Source organism: Allobosea sp. UNC402CLCol, assembly GCF_000745475.1.
Lineage (GTDB): Bacteria > Pseudomonadota > Alphaproteobacteria > Rhizobiales > Beijerinckiaceae > Allobosea > Allobosea spartocytisi.
This window is the reverse complement of the sequence record NZ_JQJJ01000008.1, coordinates 607,238-623,742: the sequence shown is the minus strand read 5'-3', so window position 1 is coordinate 623,742 and position 16,505 is coordinate 607,238. Positions and strand designations below refer to the sequence as shown.

General features: G+C 67.2%; 15 protein-coding genes. 6 read left to right on the top strand and 9 right to left on the bottom strand.

Going from position 1 to position 16,505, the window contains the following annotated elements; all coding sequences use genetic code 11:
* Position 1: 1 nt before the first annotated feature.
* The 6 genes from leuC to rplS form a co-directional block, all read right to left on the bottom strand.
* Positions 2 to 1,420 (bottom strand): 3-isopropylmalate dehydratase large subunit, encoded by a 1,419-nt coding sequence (gene leuC, locus GY40_RS04965; protein ID WP_038359120.1) that lies wholly within the window; start codon positions 1,418 to 1,420, stop codon positions 2 to 4.
* Positions 1,421 to 1,528: 108 nt separating this feature from the next.
* On the bottom strand, positions 1,529 to 1,702 hold the full coding sequence (locus GY40_RS27460; RefSeq protein WP_156115872.1) for a hypothetical protein: 174 nt from the start codon (positions 1,700 to 1,702) through the stop codon (positions 1,529 to 1,531).
* A 55-nt stretch (positions 1,703 to 1,757) separates the two neighbouring features.
* Complete coding sequence (locus GY40_RS04960) at positions 1,758 to 2,816, bottom strand: HlyD family secretion protein (RefSeq protein WP_038359117.1); 1,059 nt, start codon at positions 2,814 to 2,816, stop codon at positions 1,758 to 1,760.
* 16 nt (positions 2,817 to 2,832) lie between these two features.
* Positions 2,833 to 4,404: an efflux MFS transporter permease gene (locus GY40_RS04955; RefSeq protein WP_051987616.1), complete on the bottom strand. Its 1,572-nt coding sequence runs from the start codon at positions 4,402 to 4,404 to the stop codon at positions 2,833 to 2,835.
* 68 nt (positions 4,405 to 4,472) lie between these two features.
* A complete protein-coding gene (locus GY40_RS04950) occupies positions 4,473 to 4,922 on the bottom strand; it encodes a MarR family winged helix-turn-helix transcriptional regulator (RefSeq protein ID WP_038359114.1) in 450 nt (149 codons plus the stop codon).
* Between the two features lie 209 nt (positions 4,923 to 5,131).
* Positions 5,132 to 5,527, bottom strand: a complete 396-nt coding sequence (gene rplS, locus GY40_RS04945; protein ID WP_038359111.1) for a 50S ribosomal protein L19 — start codon at positions 5,525 to 5,527, stop codon at positions 5,132 to 5,134.
* Between the two features lie 209 nt (positions 5,528 to 5,736).
* Here rplS and GY40_RS04940 point away from each other — a divergent pair, with 209 nt between their 5' ends.
* Complete coding sequence (locus GY40_RS04940; RefSeq protein ID WP_038359109.1) at positions 5,737 to 6,525, top strand: SDR family NAD(P)-dependent oxidoreductase; 789 nt, start codon at positions 5,737 to 5,739, stop codon at positions 6,523 to 6,525.
* Positions 6,526 to 6,608: 83 nt separating this feature from the next.
* Here GY40_RS04940 and GY40_RS04935 read toward each other — a convergent pair whose 3' ends face one another.
* Entirely contained in the window at positions 6,609 to 6,983 is a 375-nt protein-coding gene (locus GY40_RS04935) for a VOC family protein (RefSeq protein WP_038360135.1), read from the bottom strand.
* 119 nt (positions 6,984 to 7,102) lie between these two features.
* Positions 7,103 to 7,564, bottom strand: coding sequence for an SRPBCC family protein (locus GY40_RS04930; RefSeq protein ID WP_038360132.1), 462 nt, complete (start codon positions 7,562 to 7,564; stop codon positions 7,103 to 7,105).
* 60 nt (positions 7,565 to 7,624) lie between these two features.
* Between GY40_RS04930 and GY40_RS04925 the strand changes: the two genes are divergently transcribed.
* The 5 genes from GY40_RS04925 (at position 7,625) to GY40_RS04905 (ending at position 15,052) form a co-directional block, all read left to right on the top strand.
* Positions 7,625 to 8,002, top strand: coding sequence for an ArsR/SmtB family transcription factor (locus GY40_RS04925; RefSeq protein WP_051987523.1), 378 nt, complete (start codon positions 7,625 to 7,627; stop codon positions 8,000 to 8,002).
* Between the two features lie 130 nt (positions 8,003 to 8,132).
* A complete protein-coding gene (locus GY40_RS04920) occupies positions 8,133 to 9,395 on the top strand; it encodes an alkyl sulfatase dimerization domain-containing protein (RefSeq protein WP_081925142.1) in 1,263 nt (420 codons plus the stop codon).
* A gap of 269 nt (positions 9,396 to 9,664) precedes the next feature.
* The gene (locus GY40_RS04915; protein ID WP_051987521.1) at positions 9,665 to 11,749 is read left to right on the top strand and encodes an elongation factor G; all 2,085 of its coding nucleotides are present in this window, start codon (positions 9,665 to 9,667) and stop codon (positions 11,747 to 11,749) included.
* A gap of 332 nt (positions 11,750 to 12,081) precedes the next feature.
* Entirely contained in the window at positions 12,082 to 13,797 is a 1,716-nt protein-coding gene (locus tag GY40_RS04910; protein ID WP_051987520.1) for an AMP-binding protein, read from the top strand.
* A 103-nt stretch (positions 13,798 to 13,900) separates the two neighbouring features.
* On the top strand, positions 13,901 to 15,052 hold the full coding sequence (locus GY40_RS04905) for a sulfite oxidase (protein WP_197062697.1): 1,152 nt from the start codon (positions 13,901 to 13,903) through the stop codon (positions 15,050 to 15,052).
* A gap of 123 nt (positions 15,053 to 15,175) precedes the next feature.
* Here GY40_RS04905 and mtaB read toward each other — a convergent pair whose 3' ends face one another.
* The gene (gene mtaB / locus GY40_RS04900) at positions 15,176 to 16,498 is read right to left on the bottom strand and encodes a tRNA (N(6)-L-threonylcarbamoyladenosine(37)-C(2))-methylthiotransferase MtaB (RefSeq protein WP_051987518.1); all 1,323 of its coding nucleotides are present in this window, start codon (positions 16,496 to 16,498) and stop codon (positions 15,176 to 15,178) included.
* Positions 16,499 to 16,505: the final 7 nt, after the last annotated feature.

The following is a 16,505-nucleotide window of genomic DNA, read 5'->3' as shown; positions in this document are numbered from 1 at the left end:
TTCAGCCGAGCGTGCGGACGTCGACGAAGCGGCCGGTCAAGGCCGCCGCCGCCGCCATCGCCGGCGAGACGAGGTGGGTGCGGCCGCGATAGCCCTGACGACCCTCGAAATTGCGGTTCGAGGTCGAGGCTGCCCGCTGGCCGGGCTTGAGCTGGTCGGGGTTCATGCCGAGGCACATCGAGCAGCCGGGCTCGCGCCATTCGAAGCCGGCGGCGATGAAGATCTTGTCGAGACCCTCGGCCTCGGCCTGCTCCTTCACCAGGCCGGAGCCGGGGACGATCATGCCGTAGTCGAGGCTCTCATGGATCTTCTTGCCCTCGACGATCTTCGCGACGGTGCGCAGATCCTCGATGCGGCCATTGGTGCAGGAGCCGATCCAGATCACGTCGAGCGGGATGTCGGTGATCTTGGTGCCGGCGGTCAGGCCCATATACTCCAGCGCACGCTTCTTCGAGGCGCGCTTGACCTCGTCCTGGATCAGCTCGGGATCGGGAACCGCGCCGGTGACGGAGATCACGTCCTCGGGGCTCGTGCCCCAGGACACGATTGGCGGCAGGTTGGCGGCGTCGAGGCGGACGACGCGGTCGAAATGCGCGCCCTCGTCGGAGCGCAGCGTCTCCCAGTAGCGCACGGCGGCATCCCAGGCGGCGCCCTGCGGCGCCTTGGGGCGGCCCTTCAGATAGGCGAAGGCCTTCTCGTCGGGGGCGACCATGCCGGCGCGGGCACCGCCCTCGATCGACATGTTGCAGAGCGTCATGCGGCCTTCCATCGTCAGGCCGCGGATGGCTTCGCCGGCATATTCGATCACCGAGCCGGTGCCGCCGGCGGTGCCGATCTCGCCGATGATGGCCAGCGTGATGTCCTTGGCGCCGACGCCGGGCGCGGGCGTGCCGTCCACCTGGACGAGCATGTTCATCGCCTTCTTCTGGATCAGCGTTTGGGTGGCGAGGACGTGCTCGACCTCCGAGGTGCCGATGCCATGCGCCAGCGCGCCGAAGGCACCGTGCGTCGAGGTGTGCGAGTCGCCGCAGACGATCGTGGTGCCGGGCAGGGTGAAGCCCTGCTCGGGGCCGACGATGTGGACGATGCCCTGGCGCTTGTCGAGCTCGTTGAAATACTCGACGCCGAATTCCTTGGCGTTCTTCGCCAGAGCCTCGACCTGGATGCGGCTTTCCTCTTCGGCGATGCCCTTGGAACGGTCGGTCGTCGGGATGTTGTGGTCGACGACGGCGAGCGTCTTCTCGGGCGCGCGGACCTTGCGGCCGGTCATGCGCAGGCCCTCGAAGGCCTGCGGGCTCGTCACCTCATGGACGAGGTGGCGGTCGATATAGAGCAGGCAGGTGCCGTCATCCTGCCGGTCGACGACGTGGTCGTCGAAGATCTTGTCGTAAAGCGTGCGGGGAGCTGAGGTCGCAGTCATGGCTTGATCTCGGTCTGTTCAAATCTGATCTGGAAACGAGAAAGCCGGCGTTGAAGGCCGGCTTGCAAAAACGCTACGCCTGTCGCCGGCCGCGCGATGCGGCCGGTCTCAGGCGCCGGTAAGGCCTGCGGCGATGGAGGCTGTGAAGCGGCCGAAGAAGCGCCAGGGCAGGCGGGCATGATCATGCAGCGCGGCGAAGTCCTGCGTCGTCGGCAGAGGCGGCAGATGGCCCTCTCCCTGCACGGCGCAGAAGCGCTGGAACTGATGCACACACGGCGACATGGCTACTGTGTAGCAGTTCCAAGGAAGCCGGACAATCGATCCACTCGCGGAGCCGTCATTTGCCGGACGCGGGGCCCGGCGCCGCCGTGTCGACGCTGACGACCACCGACATGCCGGGCGTCAGCCGTTCCGCCAGAGGCTGGCCCGGGTCGACGGCGATGCGCACCGGGACGCGCTGGGCGATCTTGATGAAGTTGCCGGTGGCGTTGTCAGGGCGGATCACGCTGAACTCGGAACCGGCGGCCGGCGAGAAGCGCTCGATATGGCCGCTGAGCTTCGCATGGCGGAGTGCATCGACGGTGAAGCTCACCGGCTGGCCCACACGCATGCCGGCGAGCTGCGTCTCCTTGAAATTGGCGATGACCCAGACCTGGGCGGGCACGAGCGCCATGAGCTGGGTGCCGGCTGAGACATATTGCCCGAGCCGGGCGGAAACCTCGCCGAGGCGTCCATCCTGCGGGGCGAGGATCCGGGTATTGATCAGGTCGATCTCGGCAAGATGAACGGCGGCTTCGGCCCCCTCGACCGCCGCGATGAGCGACTGGCGGTTGACGATCGCGGTCTGGATATCCTGCCGCGCGACTTCGGCGGCAGCGTTGTTGGCGGTGAGGGAGGCGCGCGCCTGGTCGAGCGCCTGCTGGCTCTGGTCGGTGCTGGTCTGGTTGACGACGCCGCGCTCGCGCAACGGCTCGATCCGGCCCCAATTCGCCTCGGCGGTACGCAGGGCCGCTTCGGCACTGGCGACATTCGCCACTGCGGCGCGCAGCCGGGCTTCGGCCGTGGCGCGGGCCTGATCGGAATTGGCGAGGCCGGCACGCTGGGCGGCGAGGCCGGCACGGGCCTGTTCCAGCTTCTGCGCGAAGATCCGGTCGTCGATGCGCAGCAGCAGGTCGCCCTGTTTCACCGTGGCGAAATCCTGCACCGGCACTTCCGCGACATAGCCGGCGAGCTGCGGCGCGATCACCGTGACCTGGCCGCGCACATAGGCGTTCTCGGTGCTCTCGATGGCGCTCGCGAAGGGTGGCAGCCGCCAAGCGTAGAGGACGAGAGCGACGCCGGCGAGGCCGATCGCCAGCGCGATATAGGTCGAAAGGGAGCGGAACAGGCGGGTCATGGTCGCAAGCGGAAGGTCAGGTTGTCGCGGAGGCGGCCGGCGCGGCCGAGCGTGCCTTCCATTGCAGGAAGGCGAGATGGGTGAGAAGGCCGGCCAGGGCGAGGCCGGCGATCAGCGAAATCAGCAGGAAGGCGTCGTTATAGGCCAGCACCGTCGCCTCCCGCGTCGCCTGCTGGGCCAGCAGCGACACGCCTTCCGCCCGCGTCAGCGTCGGGTCGGTCAGCACATGACCATAGGCGCTGCCGAGCTGGCTGACGCGCTGCGCGACCAACGGGTCGGACAGGGTGAAATGCTCGGTCAGCACATTGTAGTGGAACGTCGTTCTCAGCGTGATGAAGGTGCCGAAGATCGCCGAGCCGAACAGGCCGCCGATGCTCTGCGTGAACAGGAAGACGGTGAAGAAGCTCAGGATGTAGATCGGCCCGCGTACGATCGCCGCGCCGAGCCCCTGGGCCATCGCGGCTGGCAGGAAGAGCGCCGAGCCATAGGCGACGAGCGACTGGCTGAGCCAGATGTCGTCCGGCCGGGTCAGGCTGGTGGCGCCGCTGTCGAGCCAGGCGCCAAGCGCGACGCAGGCGAGCGCGGCCCCGTAGAACCCGTTCTCACGGCCGGGGCGCAGCAGCGCGGCGCAGGTCAGGCCGCCGGCGATGATCGCGGCGAGGATGATCGCGTAGAGCGGTACGGTCTGCTCGTTCTGGATGCCGAGCGCCTGGAAGAAATTCGAGGCGCCGACGGTCTGCTCCGCCAGGACGAGGCGCAGCAGCAGCAGCGTGCCGGCGAAATGCAGCGTGGTCGGGCTGGTCAGCCAGCGAATGTCGACGAGCGGGCTTTCGCGGTGCAATTCGATGATCGCGGCCAGCATCAAGCAGACCATGGCGACGGCAAGGAGCCAGCCGAGCCAGGGCGCCTCGAGCCACCAGTAGAGGCGGCCCAGGCTGAGCGCGACGGCGATGCTGCCGAAGCCGATGGCGATCAGCAGATAGCTGACGATGTCGAAGGGGCCGATCCATTTGATGCGCGGCGGCGTCGCCAGCGGCAGCGCGTAGACGAAGCCGAAAGCCAATAGGGCCAGCCCCATCTCGATCATGGTGAGGCTGTGGAAGCCGCCGAGATCGAGCAGATAGGGCGAGATCAGCCGCGTCACGGGGATGCCGAGCGTGGTGTTGGTCAGCGCCAGCGACAGGCCGACGGTCAGTTTCCGCTGCGGCGGCATCGGCTCGATCATGTAGAAGAAGGCGAGCGAGGACATCGGCGCCGCCGCCATGCCGCTCATGAAGCGCACGGCGACGGCCGATTGCAGATCCTGGACGAAGAAGAAATTCAGGGCGGCGGCCAGCACGAAGCCGGCGATGCTGATCTCCGCAAAATTGCGCAAGCCATACTGCATGCGGATCTTGATCAGCGCGATCGAGAGCGAGACGTTGGGCGCCATATAGGCGGCGACCAGCCAGTTGGTCTCGGCGACGGTGGCGCCGAGCTCGCCCTGGATCTGGTAGATGTTGGTGTTGACGATGTTCTGGCCGATCTGCTGCGTCATCGCCAATGTGACCGAGGCGAGCATGTAGGCGAGCGCGCGCGGCACCGGCATGGTGAACCAGCCCTGCGTCGGGGCAGGGGTCGGCGCAGCGGCTGGCGCGGAAGCGGGCTCTGCCGTGCTCATGGGGCGGCGCTCCGCCCGGCGGCGATGTTGCGGGACGTCCGGCGCAGGACATCGAGTGCCATTTCCAGCTCCCGCGGCGCGATGCCCTGCAGGATATCAGCACGCAGGGCGGCGAGGAAATTCAGGATGTCCTCGGCTTGAGCGCGCGCCATGGGCGTGAGGAACACGCGGCGGGCGCGGCGATCCCCTTCGACGGCGCGGCGCTCGATCATGCCGTTGCGCTCGAGCCCGTCGAGCAGGCGCACCAATGTCGGCTGCTCGATGTCGAGGAGGCCGGCCAGATCGGACTGGATCGGCCCGTCCTCACGGGCGAGCTCCATCAGCAGCCGGGCACGGGACCAGGTCAGGCCCATGTCGCGGGCGCGCTCGTCGACGAGAGTGCGCAGCTTGCGGTTGACGGCCGCGAGCTCGGCGGTGAAGGCGGCCTGGAGCTGTGTCTGATCCATAGGATGAATATCAATAGCAAGCTAATGATTGGCATGCTTATAGGAGCGTAATGCGCATATCAAATGAAAATTATACGCGCCGATATGCGTTTATTGCATTCGACTGGGCGGCCATCATTCCGGGTGCCCCTGCGCCACGAAGCGTTGCGCGCAACAAAAAACGCGGCCCCGAAGGACCGCGTTCCTGAATTCTCGAAGGGGGCCGCGGCTTACTTGCCGGCGGCCTTGCCACCCTTGGCGGGGCGGGCCTCGACGCGCTCGGCGATGCGGGCCGACTTGCCGCGGCGATCGCGCAGGTAATAGAGCTTGGCGCGACGCACCTTGCCCTTACGGATGACCTTGATGGAATCGAGGTTCGGCGAGAAGAGCGGGAAAACGCGCTCGACACCTTCGCCATAGGAAATCTTGCGGACGGTGAAGCTCTGGTTGAGGCCGCCGCCGTTGCGGGCGATCACGACGCCCTCATAGGCCTGGACGCGGCTACGCTCGCCTTCCTTGACCTTGACGTTGACCTGCACGGTGTCGCCGGGCTGGAAGGCCGGGATCTCGCGACCTTCGCTCAGTTTGGCAATCTGCTCGGCATCGATCTGCTCGATGATGTTCATGGGTCTCTCCATGGCCGTATTCGCGCGGAAGCGCGGGCTTTCGGCTCGCTGTTTTCAGTTGAGTGCGGGGCCATACAGGAGAGTCCGGCATTTGTCGAGCGGGAATGCCGGCAAGGCGCATGCGGGCCGGCGATCTTGCGGGCGGGGCTTCGCGAAGCATAGCTTCCGGGCGCCATTTCCCGATCACGTCCCATTGTCCGGATGCCCGCATGATCAGCACAGTTTCCAAGGTCGCCCTCGTCACCGGCGCCGCGCGCGGCATCGGGCTGGCGACGGCGAAGCGCTTTCTCGCAGATGGCTGGTGCGTCGGCCTGCTCGACATCGACGGGGCCGGGCTGGAGCGGGCCGTGGCGGAGATCGGCAAGCCGGAGGAGACGCTGGCGCTGGCCTGCGACATCGCCGATCCGAAGCAGGTCGCGGGCGCTTTCGACGCGCTCGTCGCGCGCTTCGGGCAGCTCGACGCGCTGGTCAACAATGCCGGCACGGCCGTGTTCAAGCCGCTGCTGGAGACGACCCATGAGGAATGGCAGCGCGTGCTCGCGGTCAACCTCACCGGGCCCTTCCTGGCGACGCAGCTTGCGGCCCCGCTGATGGCCGACCGAGGCGGCGGCGCCATCGTCAACATCACCTCGATCTCGGGCCTGCGCGCCTCGACGCTGCGCGTCGCCTACGGCACCTCCAAGGCCGCGCTGGCGCATCTGACGAAGCAGCAGGCGGTCGAATTGTCGAGCCTCGGCATTCGCGTCAACGCGGTCGCGCCGGGCCCGGTCGAGACGGCGATGGCGAAGGCCGTGCACAGCCCGGAGATCCGCGCGGACTATCGCGATGCCGTCCCGCTCGGCCGCTACGGGCTGGAGGAGGAGTTGGCGGAGTCGATCTTCTTCCTGTGCTCGGACAAGGCGAGTTACATCACCGGGCAGGTGTTGGCCGTCGATGGCGGGTTCGATGCGGCCGGGATCGGATTGGCGACGCTGCGGGGTGAGCGGCGGAATTTATAGAGGGGCTGGTTTCCCCCTCCATCCGCTTGCCGGCGGGTTTCCCGGAAAGCGGGATGATCTTCGCAGCGGCTGTTGCGGTTGTGTTACTTCGTCGGCTGAGTGCGCGCGGTGAGCTTGTTTCCGTCGGGATCGCGAAGGTAGGCGACGAAGGCTCCGTTCGGGCGCTCGCTGGGTGGGCTCTCGATCGACGTTCCGCCATGGGCGGTGCCGGCATCATGCCATGCGAGAACATGGTCACGGCTCGCCGCGGCGATACCGATTGTCCCACCGTTGGCCGCCGTCGCTGGCTTGCCGTCGATCGGCTTCGTGATCATCAGCCGACCGCCGTCGTGGACATAGATCAGCCTGCCTCTGGCATCGATCTCGCCGGGCTCGCCTCCCAACGCGGCGAATGTGGCGTCGTAGAACTCTCTCGCCCGCTCCAGGTCGTTGCTGCCGATCATGACGTGAGTGAACATCGTTTTGTCTCCAAAGAGGGCCGGTGCGAGATCATCGAGCGCGAAGAGGGGCGGCTGCCCGCGCATAAAAGGTCGGTGATCGTCAGCTGCACTGTACGGCCTTTGAGCCGCATTGCCCCCTACTTGTAGAACCCCTCGCGCAGGTTGAAGCCGTGCTCCAGCCAGACTTTCATCGCGCAGAGCATGCCCGTCCAGCCCTCGCAATTGCCGTAGGAGGCCTTCAGCCCCTCCGGCGTCCGTGACCAGGCCTGTTCCGATATCCGGACGAGCGTGCGGCCGTCTTCGAGCGGCTCGAAGGTCATCGTGACGGTGGTCTCGCGGCTGGCGGCGGGGTCGGGCGTCGTCTCGGCCGAGCCCCAGCGCAGGACGATGCGCCTGTCCTTCTCCACCTCCACGACATGGACCGGGAAGGCGCCTGGGAAGTCGTGAAAATCCCAGGTGACGACCGCTCCAGTCTCGAGCCGCCCCTTCGCGCCGCCGGTCGTGAAGAAACGGGAGAGGTGGTCGGGATTGACCACTGCCTCGAAAACCTCGCCGACCGGCTTCGCGATGCGCCCGGCGACCGAAAATTTCAGATCCATCTGCGGTTCCATCGACGGTCTCCCATTGCTGTCGGGATTATTATGTTATAGATTTATAACATGTCAATGGACGACCAGGACGACGCGCTCTTCAAGGCGCTGGGCCATCGCGCCCGGCGGCGGATTCTGGATGCGCTGAAGGCGGGCCCCCGCACGACGGGGATGCTGTGCGAGCTTATGCCGGAACTCGATCGCTGCACCGTGATGCAGCATCTGAAGGTGCTGGAGGAGGCGGGTCTTGTAATCGTCGAGCGGCGCGGGCGCGAGCGCTGGAACCATCTCGACGCGCTGCCGATCCACGGGATTCACGAGCGCTGGATCGGTCCCTATGCGGCCTATGCGGCGGCCATGCTGAGCCGCCTCAAGCGGATGAGCGAAGGCGAGGCGGGCGTCCCGATGCATGAACCGACGGGCACGAAGGAAACGGGGAACGCCTAGCGGCGCTCTAGATGCGCGCTCGCCGGCCGGTCGCGCCTCCGCTGACGCCGGGTGTCAGTACATCGCCGGCAGCGGCTTTCGGCTGGCGGCAGCCATGCTAAGCCTGTCGTGACGCGTGGAGAGTTCACCGATGGCTTCAGACCCCTTGTTCGAGCGCCTGTGGAACGGCAGCGCGCCAATGGAGGAATGGACGGCGGCGGTTTCCGATGGCGCCATCACCGCTGTCGCGGACGGCATCATCACGGTCCACACCACCTATTTCTGCGGCAGCGTCACCGCGATCCGCACCACGGAAGGGCTGGTCCTGATCGACACCGCCAAGCCGGATACGGCGCAGCGGACGCTGGAGGTGATCCGGAGCTGGGACGACAGCCCGATCCATACGGTGATCTTCACCCATGGCCATATCGACCACACCAGCGGCATCGCCGTCATCGATGCGGAGGCCGATGCGCGGGGCGTCCCACGCCCCCGGATCGTCGCCCATCGCAATGTCCGCCGGCGGATGGAGCGTTACGCGGCCTCGCACGGCTTCAACAGCATCGTGCAGGGCCAGCAGTTCAACAAGCCCGGCTATGTCTACCCCATCGGCCAGCGGCAGCCGGACGAGGTCTATGACGAGACGCTGTCGCTCACGATCGGCGGCGAGCGGCTCGAACTCTTCCATGGGCGAGGTGAGACGGATGATGCCAGCTTCGTCTGGCTGCCGGAGCAGCGCGTCCTGGCAAGCGGCGACTTCGTGATCTGGGTGTTCCCGAATGCCGGAAATCCCCGAAAGGTCCAGCGCTATGCCGCCGAATGGGCCGTTGCGCTCCGGCACATGGAGCAACTCAGGCCCGCCATCCTGATCCCCGGCCATGGCCCTGTCGTCTTCGGCGAGGAGCGGGCGTTGCAGATGCTGCGCGACGGTGCGGAAGCGCTCGAACATCTCGTGCGCGAGACGCTGGCGTTGATGAACCGGGGCGCCACGCTCGACGCGGTGCTGCATGCGGTGAAGGTGCCGGCGGGTTACCTCGCGAAACCCTATTTGCTGGCGAAATATGACGATCCGGAGTTCCTCGTCCGCAGCATCTATCATTTCTATGCCGGCTGGTTCGATGGCGATCCGGCGCATCTCAAGCCCGCCCGGACCGCGGAGGTTGCCGCCGAGCTGGCCGGGCTCGCGGGCGGAGCGGAGAAGCTGGCCGAGCGGGCGGCCATCCTGTCGGAGCAGGGAGCGTCCCGGCTCGCCGTGCAACTCGCCGAGCTTGCCGGTGCGGCAGCGCCCGACGCTCCCCGCATCCAGGCCATTCGCGCCAGCGTCCTGCAGAAGGCCATCGATGGCGAGAGCTCGCTGATGGGCAAGGCCTTTCTCTCGGTCTACCAGCGCCAGGCGCAGGAGCGGGCCGGCTGAGCCCCGTCGTCCCGGCGGCGAGGGGCGCTTCCTTGCGCGGCCTGCCGGCTCCGCTGCGGTGCGGCACATAATCTCCTTGCAGCCGACCGTGAACGGCGCGAACCTGCCTTGACATGCCTCTTCGACGGCCGCTCGGCCCGCTCGGGCCGGTGCGACCGCCGCCTGACCGGTGCTGCGGGCTCTTCTGTCCCGACGCGCCGGCCTCCATCCGCGTCGATGAGAGGCCAAAGGCCTTTCGTCCTCGTGGGTCCAACCCGAAGGAGGACGTCATGGCTGCACAGAACGGCAAGGGAGACGCGGCATCCGGCACCCGACGCGCGGGGCCACGATGCATCGCGATCGTCGGCCCCTTCCAGAGCGGCAAGACCACGCTGCTCGAAAGCATCCTGATGCGATGCGGCGCGCTTTCCCGCACCGGCTCGGTCAAGGCCGGCAACAGCGTCGGCGATGCCTCGCCCGAGGCGCGGGCTCACCAGATGAGCGTCGAGCCCAATGTCGCGAGCGTCGAATTCCTCGGCGACCAGTTTCAATTCATCGACTGTCCCGGATCGGTCGAGTTCCTGCACGAGATGCGCCATGTCCTGCCGGCGGTCGACGCGGCCGTGGTGGTCTGCGAGGCGGATGACCGCAAGGCGCCGGCGCTCGAGCTCGTGCTGCGCGAGCTCGAGGAGGCCGACATCCCCCGCTTCCTTTTCCTGAACAAGATCGACACGGCCTCGCGCCGGGTGCGCGAGACGCTCGCCATCCTGCAGCGGGCCTCGCGCACGCCCTTGCTGCTGCGCCAGATCCCGATCTGGCAGAAGGGCATCGCCATCGGCTTCATCGACCTCGCGCTGGAGCGGGCCTTCATCTATCGCGAGCACGCGCCCAGCGAGATCGTTCCGATCGACCCCGACGAGAGCGGCCGCGAGAAGGATGCGCGCTTCTCGATGCTGGAGAAGCTCGCCGATTACGACGACGAATTGATGGAGGAGCTGCTCGGTGACATGGAGCCGCCGCGCGATCGCATCTTCGACGATCTCGCCCGCGAATTGCAGCATCGCCACGTCGTGCCCGTGTTGATCGGCGCGGCCGAGCGCGGCAATGGCGTGACGCGGCTCCTGAAGGCGCTGAGGCATGAGGCCCCGACGCTCAGCGAGACGCGCGGGCGGGTCGGCATCGTCGAGAACGGGCCGCCATTGGCGCAGGTGATGAAGAGCTGGCATGCGGGGCAGGGCGGCAAGGTTTCGCTCGCCCGGGTCATGCGCGGGCGGCTGGCCGAGGGCGACGTCGTCACCTCTTCCGCCGGCGTCGAGGCGCGCATTGCCGGCATCGTCTCCCTGAAAGGCAGCGAGCAGAGCCGCAAGCCCGCCGCAGAGGAGGGCGAGGTCGCCGGCTTCGCCAAGCTCGACGGCATCGGTACGGGCGAGGCCTTCATGCTCGGCAAGCAGCGTGCCGGCGTGGTCAGCGCGGTCGCCCCGCCCGAGCCGGTGCATACGCTCGCGATCGCGGTCAAGGACCGCAAGGACGATGTCCGGCTCGCCGCCGCGCTGCAGAAGATCGCGGAAGAGGATACCGCGCTCCTCGTCACCCAGGTGCCGGAACTGAGCGAGACGCGGCTTTCGGGCCAGGGTGAGATGCATCTGCGCGTCACGTTGGAGAAGCTCGCCGGCCGCTACGGCGTGAATGTCGTAAGCCGGCCACCGCAGGTCGGCTATCGCGAGACCATCCGCGGCCAGGCCGGTGCGCGCGGGCGCCATCGCAAACAGAGCGGCGGCCATGGCCAGTATGGCGATGTCGTGATCGAGATTGCGGGGCTGCCGCGCGGGGAGGGCATCCGCTTCATCGACAAGATCACCGGCGGGGTGGTGCCGCGCCAGTATATCGGCTCGGTCGAGGCGGGCATGCGCGACTATTGCGAGAAGGGGCCGCTCGGCTTCCCGGTGGTCGATCTCGCGGTCACGCTGACGGACGGCTCCTATCACACCGTCGATTCCTCCGACATGGCCTTCCGCCAGGCGGCGCGACTGGCGATGAGCGAGGCCATGCCGCAGGCCAGGCCCGTGCTGCTGGAGCCGATCCTCTCCATCGAGGTGGTGATCCCGTCCGAGGCGATGTCGCGTGCCTCGGCGCTGATCTCGGCCCGGCGCGGGCAGATCCTCGGCTACGACACCCGCCCCGGCTGGCGCGGCTGGGACCAGATCAACGCCCTCGTCCCGGAAGCGGAGATGCCGGGGTTGATCGTCGAACTGCGCTCGGCGACCTCCGGCGTCGGTTCCTTCAGCGCGCGCTTCGACCATCTGGCGGAGCTCGCCGGCAAGCCGGCCGAAGCGGTGGTTTCGGCCCAGGCACTGGCGGCGGCGCAGGCGCGCTAGAGCCGGATGATGTCAGATGGAATCACATGGTGATCCCATCTGACATCTGAATCCGTCTCTCATCAAAGAGACAGAGCAGGATTCTCGCGAAAAAGCCGGCTCCTGCTTTTCGCATCCTGCTCTAGACGGACCTCTTACGACGATAGTCTCGGCGGAACTCGCTCCGCCAGGGCTTGCCTCGCCATCCCGCGAAAGGTTTATATCTAAACAATTCGTGGGGTGGCGAGAGGTCGCGCTTGCGCGTCGGGCCGCCGTTCCGCACTCTATGGTCGTGAAAAAGCGCGCCGGAGGCTTCGCGCAAGCAAGCTGAGCCGGGCGAGAGGGAGGAGACCATGACTGCGATCGGCGTCGCGCAGCCCATGCAGGGTGCGCGTCCGTGGCTTGCGCATTATCCGCCGGCCGTCCCGGAAACGCTCGACGAGGCGAAGATCGGGACATTGGCGGATCTGATCCGCTCGTCCTGCGCGACCTATGCCAATCGCCCGGCCTTCGAGAGCTTCGGCAAGACGATCACCTTCGCCGAGACCCTGCGCGCGGCGGAGGCCTTCGCGGGCTGGCTTCAGGCGAGGGGGCTTCAGAAGGGCGACCGCGTCGCGTTGATGATGCCGAACATCATGGCCTATCCGGCGATGATCTTCGGGACGCTGCTCGGCGGCTTCACCGTCGTCAACGTCAACCCGCTCTATACGGCGCGCGAGCTCACCCACCAGGTCAACGATGCCGGTGCGCGCGTCCTCGTGGTGATCGAGAACTTCGCCCATGTCGTCGAGGAGGCGAAGGCGAACCTGAAGCTCGACGCCATCGTCATTGCCACGGCCGGCGATTTGATGGGTTTCAAGGGCAGGATCGTCAATTTCGTCGCCCGCCGCATCAAGAAGGTGGTGAAGCCCTTCAATCTGCCGGGCGCCGTCGAGCTCCGGCATATCCTGCAGACGGTGGAGGGAATGGAGCCTGTCGCCATCGTTCCGGAAGACGTCGCCTTCCTGCAATATACCGGCGGCACGACCGGGGTCGCCAAGGGCGCGACGCTGACGCATCGCAACGTCGCCGCCAATGTTCAGCAGGCCGGATTCTGGCTCGAATGGACGCTCGAGCCGCCGCAAGGGCGGGGCGAATATCAGCACGTCATGGTGACGGCGCTGCCGCTCTACCACATCTTCGCGCTGACCTGCTGCTGCATGTTCCTGCTCCGGATCGGTGCCAAGAGCCTGCTGATCGCCAATCCGCGCGATATTCCCGGCTTCATCAAGACGCTGAAGGCGAGCCGGTTCACGCTGATCTCGGGCGTCAACACGCTCTACAATGCGCTCGCCAACCATCCCGAGATCGGCACGGTGAATTTCGGCGAGCTGCGCTTTGCCGTGGCCGGCGGCATGGCGACCCAGGCCGCCGTCGCCAAGCACTGGAAGGAGGTCACGGGCAAGCCGATCATCGAGGGCTACGGGCTTTCCGAAACCTCGCCGGTCGCCACCATCAACCGGCCGGACATCCAGGAGTTCTCCGGCACGATCGGCTATCCCATTCCCTCGACCGATGTCGCTGTCCGCGACGCCGACGGCAACGACATGCCGCCCGGTGAGCCCGGCGAGATCTGCATCCGCGGGCCGCAGGTGATGCGGGGCTACTGGAACCGCCCCGACGAGACCGCGAAGGCGATGACGGAGGACGGCTATTTCCGCTCCGGCGACATCGGCGTGATGCTGCCCGACGGCCAGTTCAAGATCGTCGACCGCATGAAGGACATGGTCCTCGTCTCGGGCTTCAACGTCTATCCCAACGAGGTCGAGGATGTGCTTGCGGCGCATCCCGGCGTGCTGGAAGCGGCGGTGATCGGCCTTCCGGACGAGCATTCCGGCGAGGTCGTCGCGGCCTTCGTCGTGCGCAAGGACCAGACGCTCACGGCCGACGCGCTGCGCGCCTACTGCAAGGAGAATCTCACCGGCTACAAGGTGCCCAGGCAGATCTTCTTCCGTGAAACCCTGCCCAAGACCAATGTCGGCAAGGTCTTGCGCCGGGCCCTGCGCGAGGAAATCGTCGCCAAGGGGTGAGTGCTTGCGGCGTCCGGGAAGCTGCCAAGCGCCGCCGGGCAGTCGACAGAGGGCGGAACAGCGTGTTGTCTGTCCGGCCGCTGTCGCCGGAGACCGTTCTCGCTTGCCACGCCGCCTTATCGAACTGCCCTTGCTGCGCCGGCTGAAGCCGGGGCTCTACGTCCATGACGAGGAGGCCCTGAACGCCGAGCCGGCGCTCGATCTCCTCGACGAGGCGATCACGCCGGTCAGCGCCTTCTTCATCCGCAACAATGGCGAGCTTCCGGACATCGCCGATGAAGGCTCGTGGACGCTGACGATCGACGGTGAGGTCGAGCGTCCGGCCGTCTGGACGCTGCCGGCGCTGCGGGAGGCTTTCGAGACGGTCACCGAGACTGCCGTGCTGGAATGCGCCGGCAACGGCCGCGCCCAATTCTTGCCCGCGACCGACGGGTTGCCGTGGCGGCTCGGCGCGGTCGGCTGTGCGCGCTGGACCGGGGTCAGGCTCGCCGATGTGCTGAACCATGCGGGCGTAAGACCGGGCGCCGTCTATACCGCCCATTTCGCGCCCGACCGGCAGATCGGCAAGCCGGAGAAGGAGGCCCTGTCGCGCGGCCTGCCGATCGCCAAGGCGCTGGCACCGGAGACGCTGATCGCCTTCGCCATGAACGATGAGCCCCTGCCGCGCCTGCATGGCGGGCCGCTGCGCATCGTCGCGCCGGGCTATCCCGGCTCGGCCTGGCAGAAATGGCTGAACCGCATCAGCCTGCGGACGCAGGAACATGACGGCGAGAAGATGCGCGGCACGGATTACCGCCTGCCGATCCATGCGCTGCGGCCGGGCGAGCCGCTCGATCCCACCCATTTCGCCGTGATCACCGACATGCCGGTGAAGTCGCTGATCACCCGCCCGACGAATGGCTTCACCGTGGCGGCGGGCGAGATGGTCGCGGTCGCCGGCTTCGCCTGGAGCGGCGCCATTCCGCTTGCCGCAGTCGAGCTCTCCTGCGACGGCGGAAGCCGTTGGGACGAGGTCGCGCTCGAACCGGGCGAGGGCCCGTTCGGCTGGCGCCGTTTCGAGATCCGTCTGCCGGCCGTGGCGCCCGGGCCGCTCACGATCATGGCCCGCGCCCGGGATACGGCCGGGAATTGTCAGCCGCTCGAACCGCCGTGGAATCCGCGCGGTTACTGCAACAATCAGGTGCAGCGTGTCAGCGGGACGGTTAGGGCGCGCGATGCGAGGGGTTTGCGCGAGGAATTTTCTCGGGGCATTTGAACCTTTTACGGCGCGGGCGCGTCTAACCCCTCGAGTCTGCCGCTGCCGGCACGGCTCTGCCGCCTCGGTCACTCCCTCCTCCCATCGGCGACCGAGGCGGCTATTTCTCTTTGTTTCGGCTCTTCAGGCGGCCAGCAAGGCACGGCCGTCGCTGGCATGGCCGGTGACCGAGACGATCCGCCCCGCTTCGATCTCGCTTGCGAACCGGACGAGCGTGAAATCCTCGGCGCGGCCGGTCTTGCCGCGCTCGGTCAGCACCGAGAGCGCCCGGCCCATCCGGGCCGCGAGGTGCCGCTGCTGAGCCGTCGCGGCGGCCGCACGCAGCCTCGATGCCCGCTCCGTCACGATCTCGCCAGGCAGTTGCGGCATGCGCGCGGCCGGCGTTTCGGGCCTTGCCGAATAGGGAAAGACATGGACGAAGCTGAGCCCGCATTCCTCGATGAGGGACAGCGAGCGGGCGAACATCGCCTCATCCTCTGTCGGGAAGCCGGCGATGAGGTCGGCGCCGAAGACGATGTTGGGGCGCAGGCGCCGCATCTCGTCACAGAAGCGGATTGCGTCGCTACGGCTATGCCGGCGCTTCATGCGCTTGAGGATGAGGTCGTCGCCATGCTGCAGCGACAGGTGCAGATGCGGCATCAATCGCGCTTCCGTGGCGATGAGATCGCGCAGGGCATCGTCGACCTCGACCGCATCGATCGAGGAGAGGCGTAGCCGCCGGAGCTCCGGGATTTCGCGCAGGATGTCCGTGGCGAGCGTGCCGAGCGTCGGCTTGCCGAGCAGGTCGCGGCCATAGCTGGTGAGATCGACGCCGGTCAGGACGATCTCGCGCGCGCCGGCCTCGACGAGACGTCGGCACTGGGCAAGGACATCGCCCGCCGGCAGCGAGCGCGAATGGCCCCGGCCGAAGGGGATGACGCAGAAGGTGCAGCGATGGTCGCAGCCGTTCTGCACCTGCACGAAACCGCGCGTATGCCCGGCGAAGCGGCCCGTCGGCGCCGCACGCATGGTCGCATGGGCCATGATGTCGCCCACTGCGAGCTTGTCGGCAGGCAAGGCCTGCTCGCCGCCGAGGCTGTTGGAACGGGCAAGCGCCTCCCAGCTCTCCGGCCGCAGCTTCTCGTCATTGCCGAGGACGCGGTCGGCCTCGGGCATGGCGGCAAAGCGGGCCGGCTCGATCTGCGCGGCGCAGCCGGTGACGATGACGGGCCGGTCCGGCTGCTCGCGCTTGAGGCGGCGGATGGCCTGACGGGCCTGCCGGGTCGCCTCGGCGGTGACGGCGCAGGAGTTGACGATCGCGGCGTGTTTCAGCCCGGCGGCTTCCGCCTGGAGCCTGAGCGCCTCGCTTTCGACGATATTGAGGCGGCAGCCGAAGGTAACGACCTCCAGAGCATTTCCCCGTTTCTCCGAAACGGGGAAATGCTCTGATCCTTTGTCTTCTCGCATTTTCTTC

Coding starts and splice junctions, on each gene's coding strand:
- leuC (WP_038359120.1), bottom strand. CDS start 1,420: ATGACTGCGACCTCAGCTCCCCGCACGCTTTACGACAAGATCTTCGAC.
- GY40_RS27460 (WP_156115872.1), bottom strand. CDS start 1,702: ATGTCGCCGTGTGTGCATCAGTTCCAGCGCTTCTGCGCCGTGCAGGGA.
- GY40_RS04960 (WP_038359117.1), bottom strand. CDS start 2,816: ATGACCCGCCTGTTCCGCTCCCTTTCGACCTATATCGCGCTGGCGATC.
- GY40_RS04955 (WP_051987616.1), bottom strand. CDS start 4,404: ATGCCGGTGCCGCGCGCGCTCGCCTACATGCTCGCCTCGGTCACATTG.
- GY40_RS04950 (WP_038359114.1), bottom strand. CDS start 4,922: ATGGATCAGACACAGCTCCAGGCCGCCTTCACCGCCGAGCTCGCGGCC.
- rplS (WP_038359111.1), bottom strand. CDS start 5,527: ATGAACATCATCGAGCAGATCGATGCCGAGCAGATTGCCAAACTGAGC.
- GY40_RS04940 (WP_038359109.1), top strand. CDS start 5,737: ATGATCAGCACAGTTTCCAAGGTCGCCCTCGTCACCGGCGCCGCGCGC.
- GY40_RS04935 (WP_038360135.1), bottom strand. CDS start 6,983: ATGTTCACTCACGTCATGATCGGCAGCAACGACCTGGAGCGGGCGAGA.
- GY40_RS04930 (WP_038360132.1), bottom strand. CDS start 7,564: ATGGATCTGAAATTTTCGGTCGCCGGGCGCATCGCGAAGCCGGTCGGC.
- GY40_RS04925 (WP_051987523.1), top strand. CDS start 7,625: ATGTCAATGGACGACCAGGACGACGCGCTCTTCAAGGCGCTGGGCCAT.
- GY40_RS04920 (WP_081925142.1), top strand. CDS start 8,133: ATGGCTTCAGACCCCTTGTTCGAGCGCCTGTGGAACGGCAGCGCGCCA.
- GY40_RS04915 (WP_051987521.1), top strand. CDS start 9,665: ATGGCTGCACAGAACGGCAAGGGAGACGCGGCATCCGGCACCCGACGC.
- GY40_RS04910 (WP_051987520.1), top strand. CDS start 12,082: ATGACTGCGATCGGCGTCGCGCAGCCCATGCAGGGTGCGCGTCCGTGG.
- mtaB (WP_051987518.1), bottom strand. CDS start 16,498: ATGCGAGAAGACAAAGGATCAGAGCATTTCCCCGTTTCGGAGAAACGG.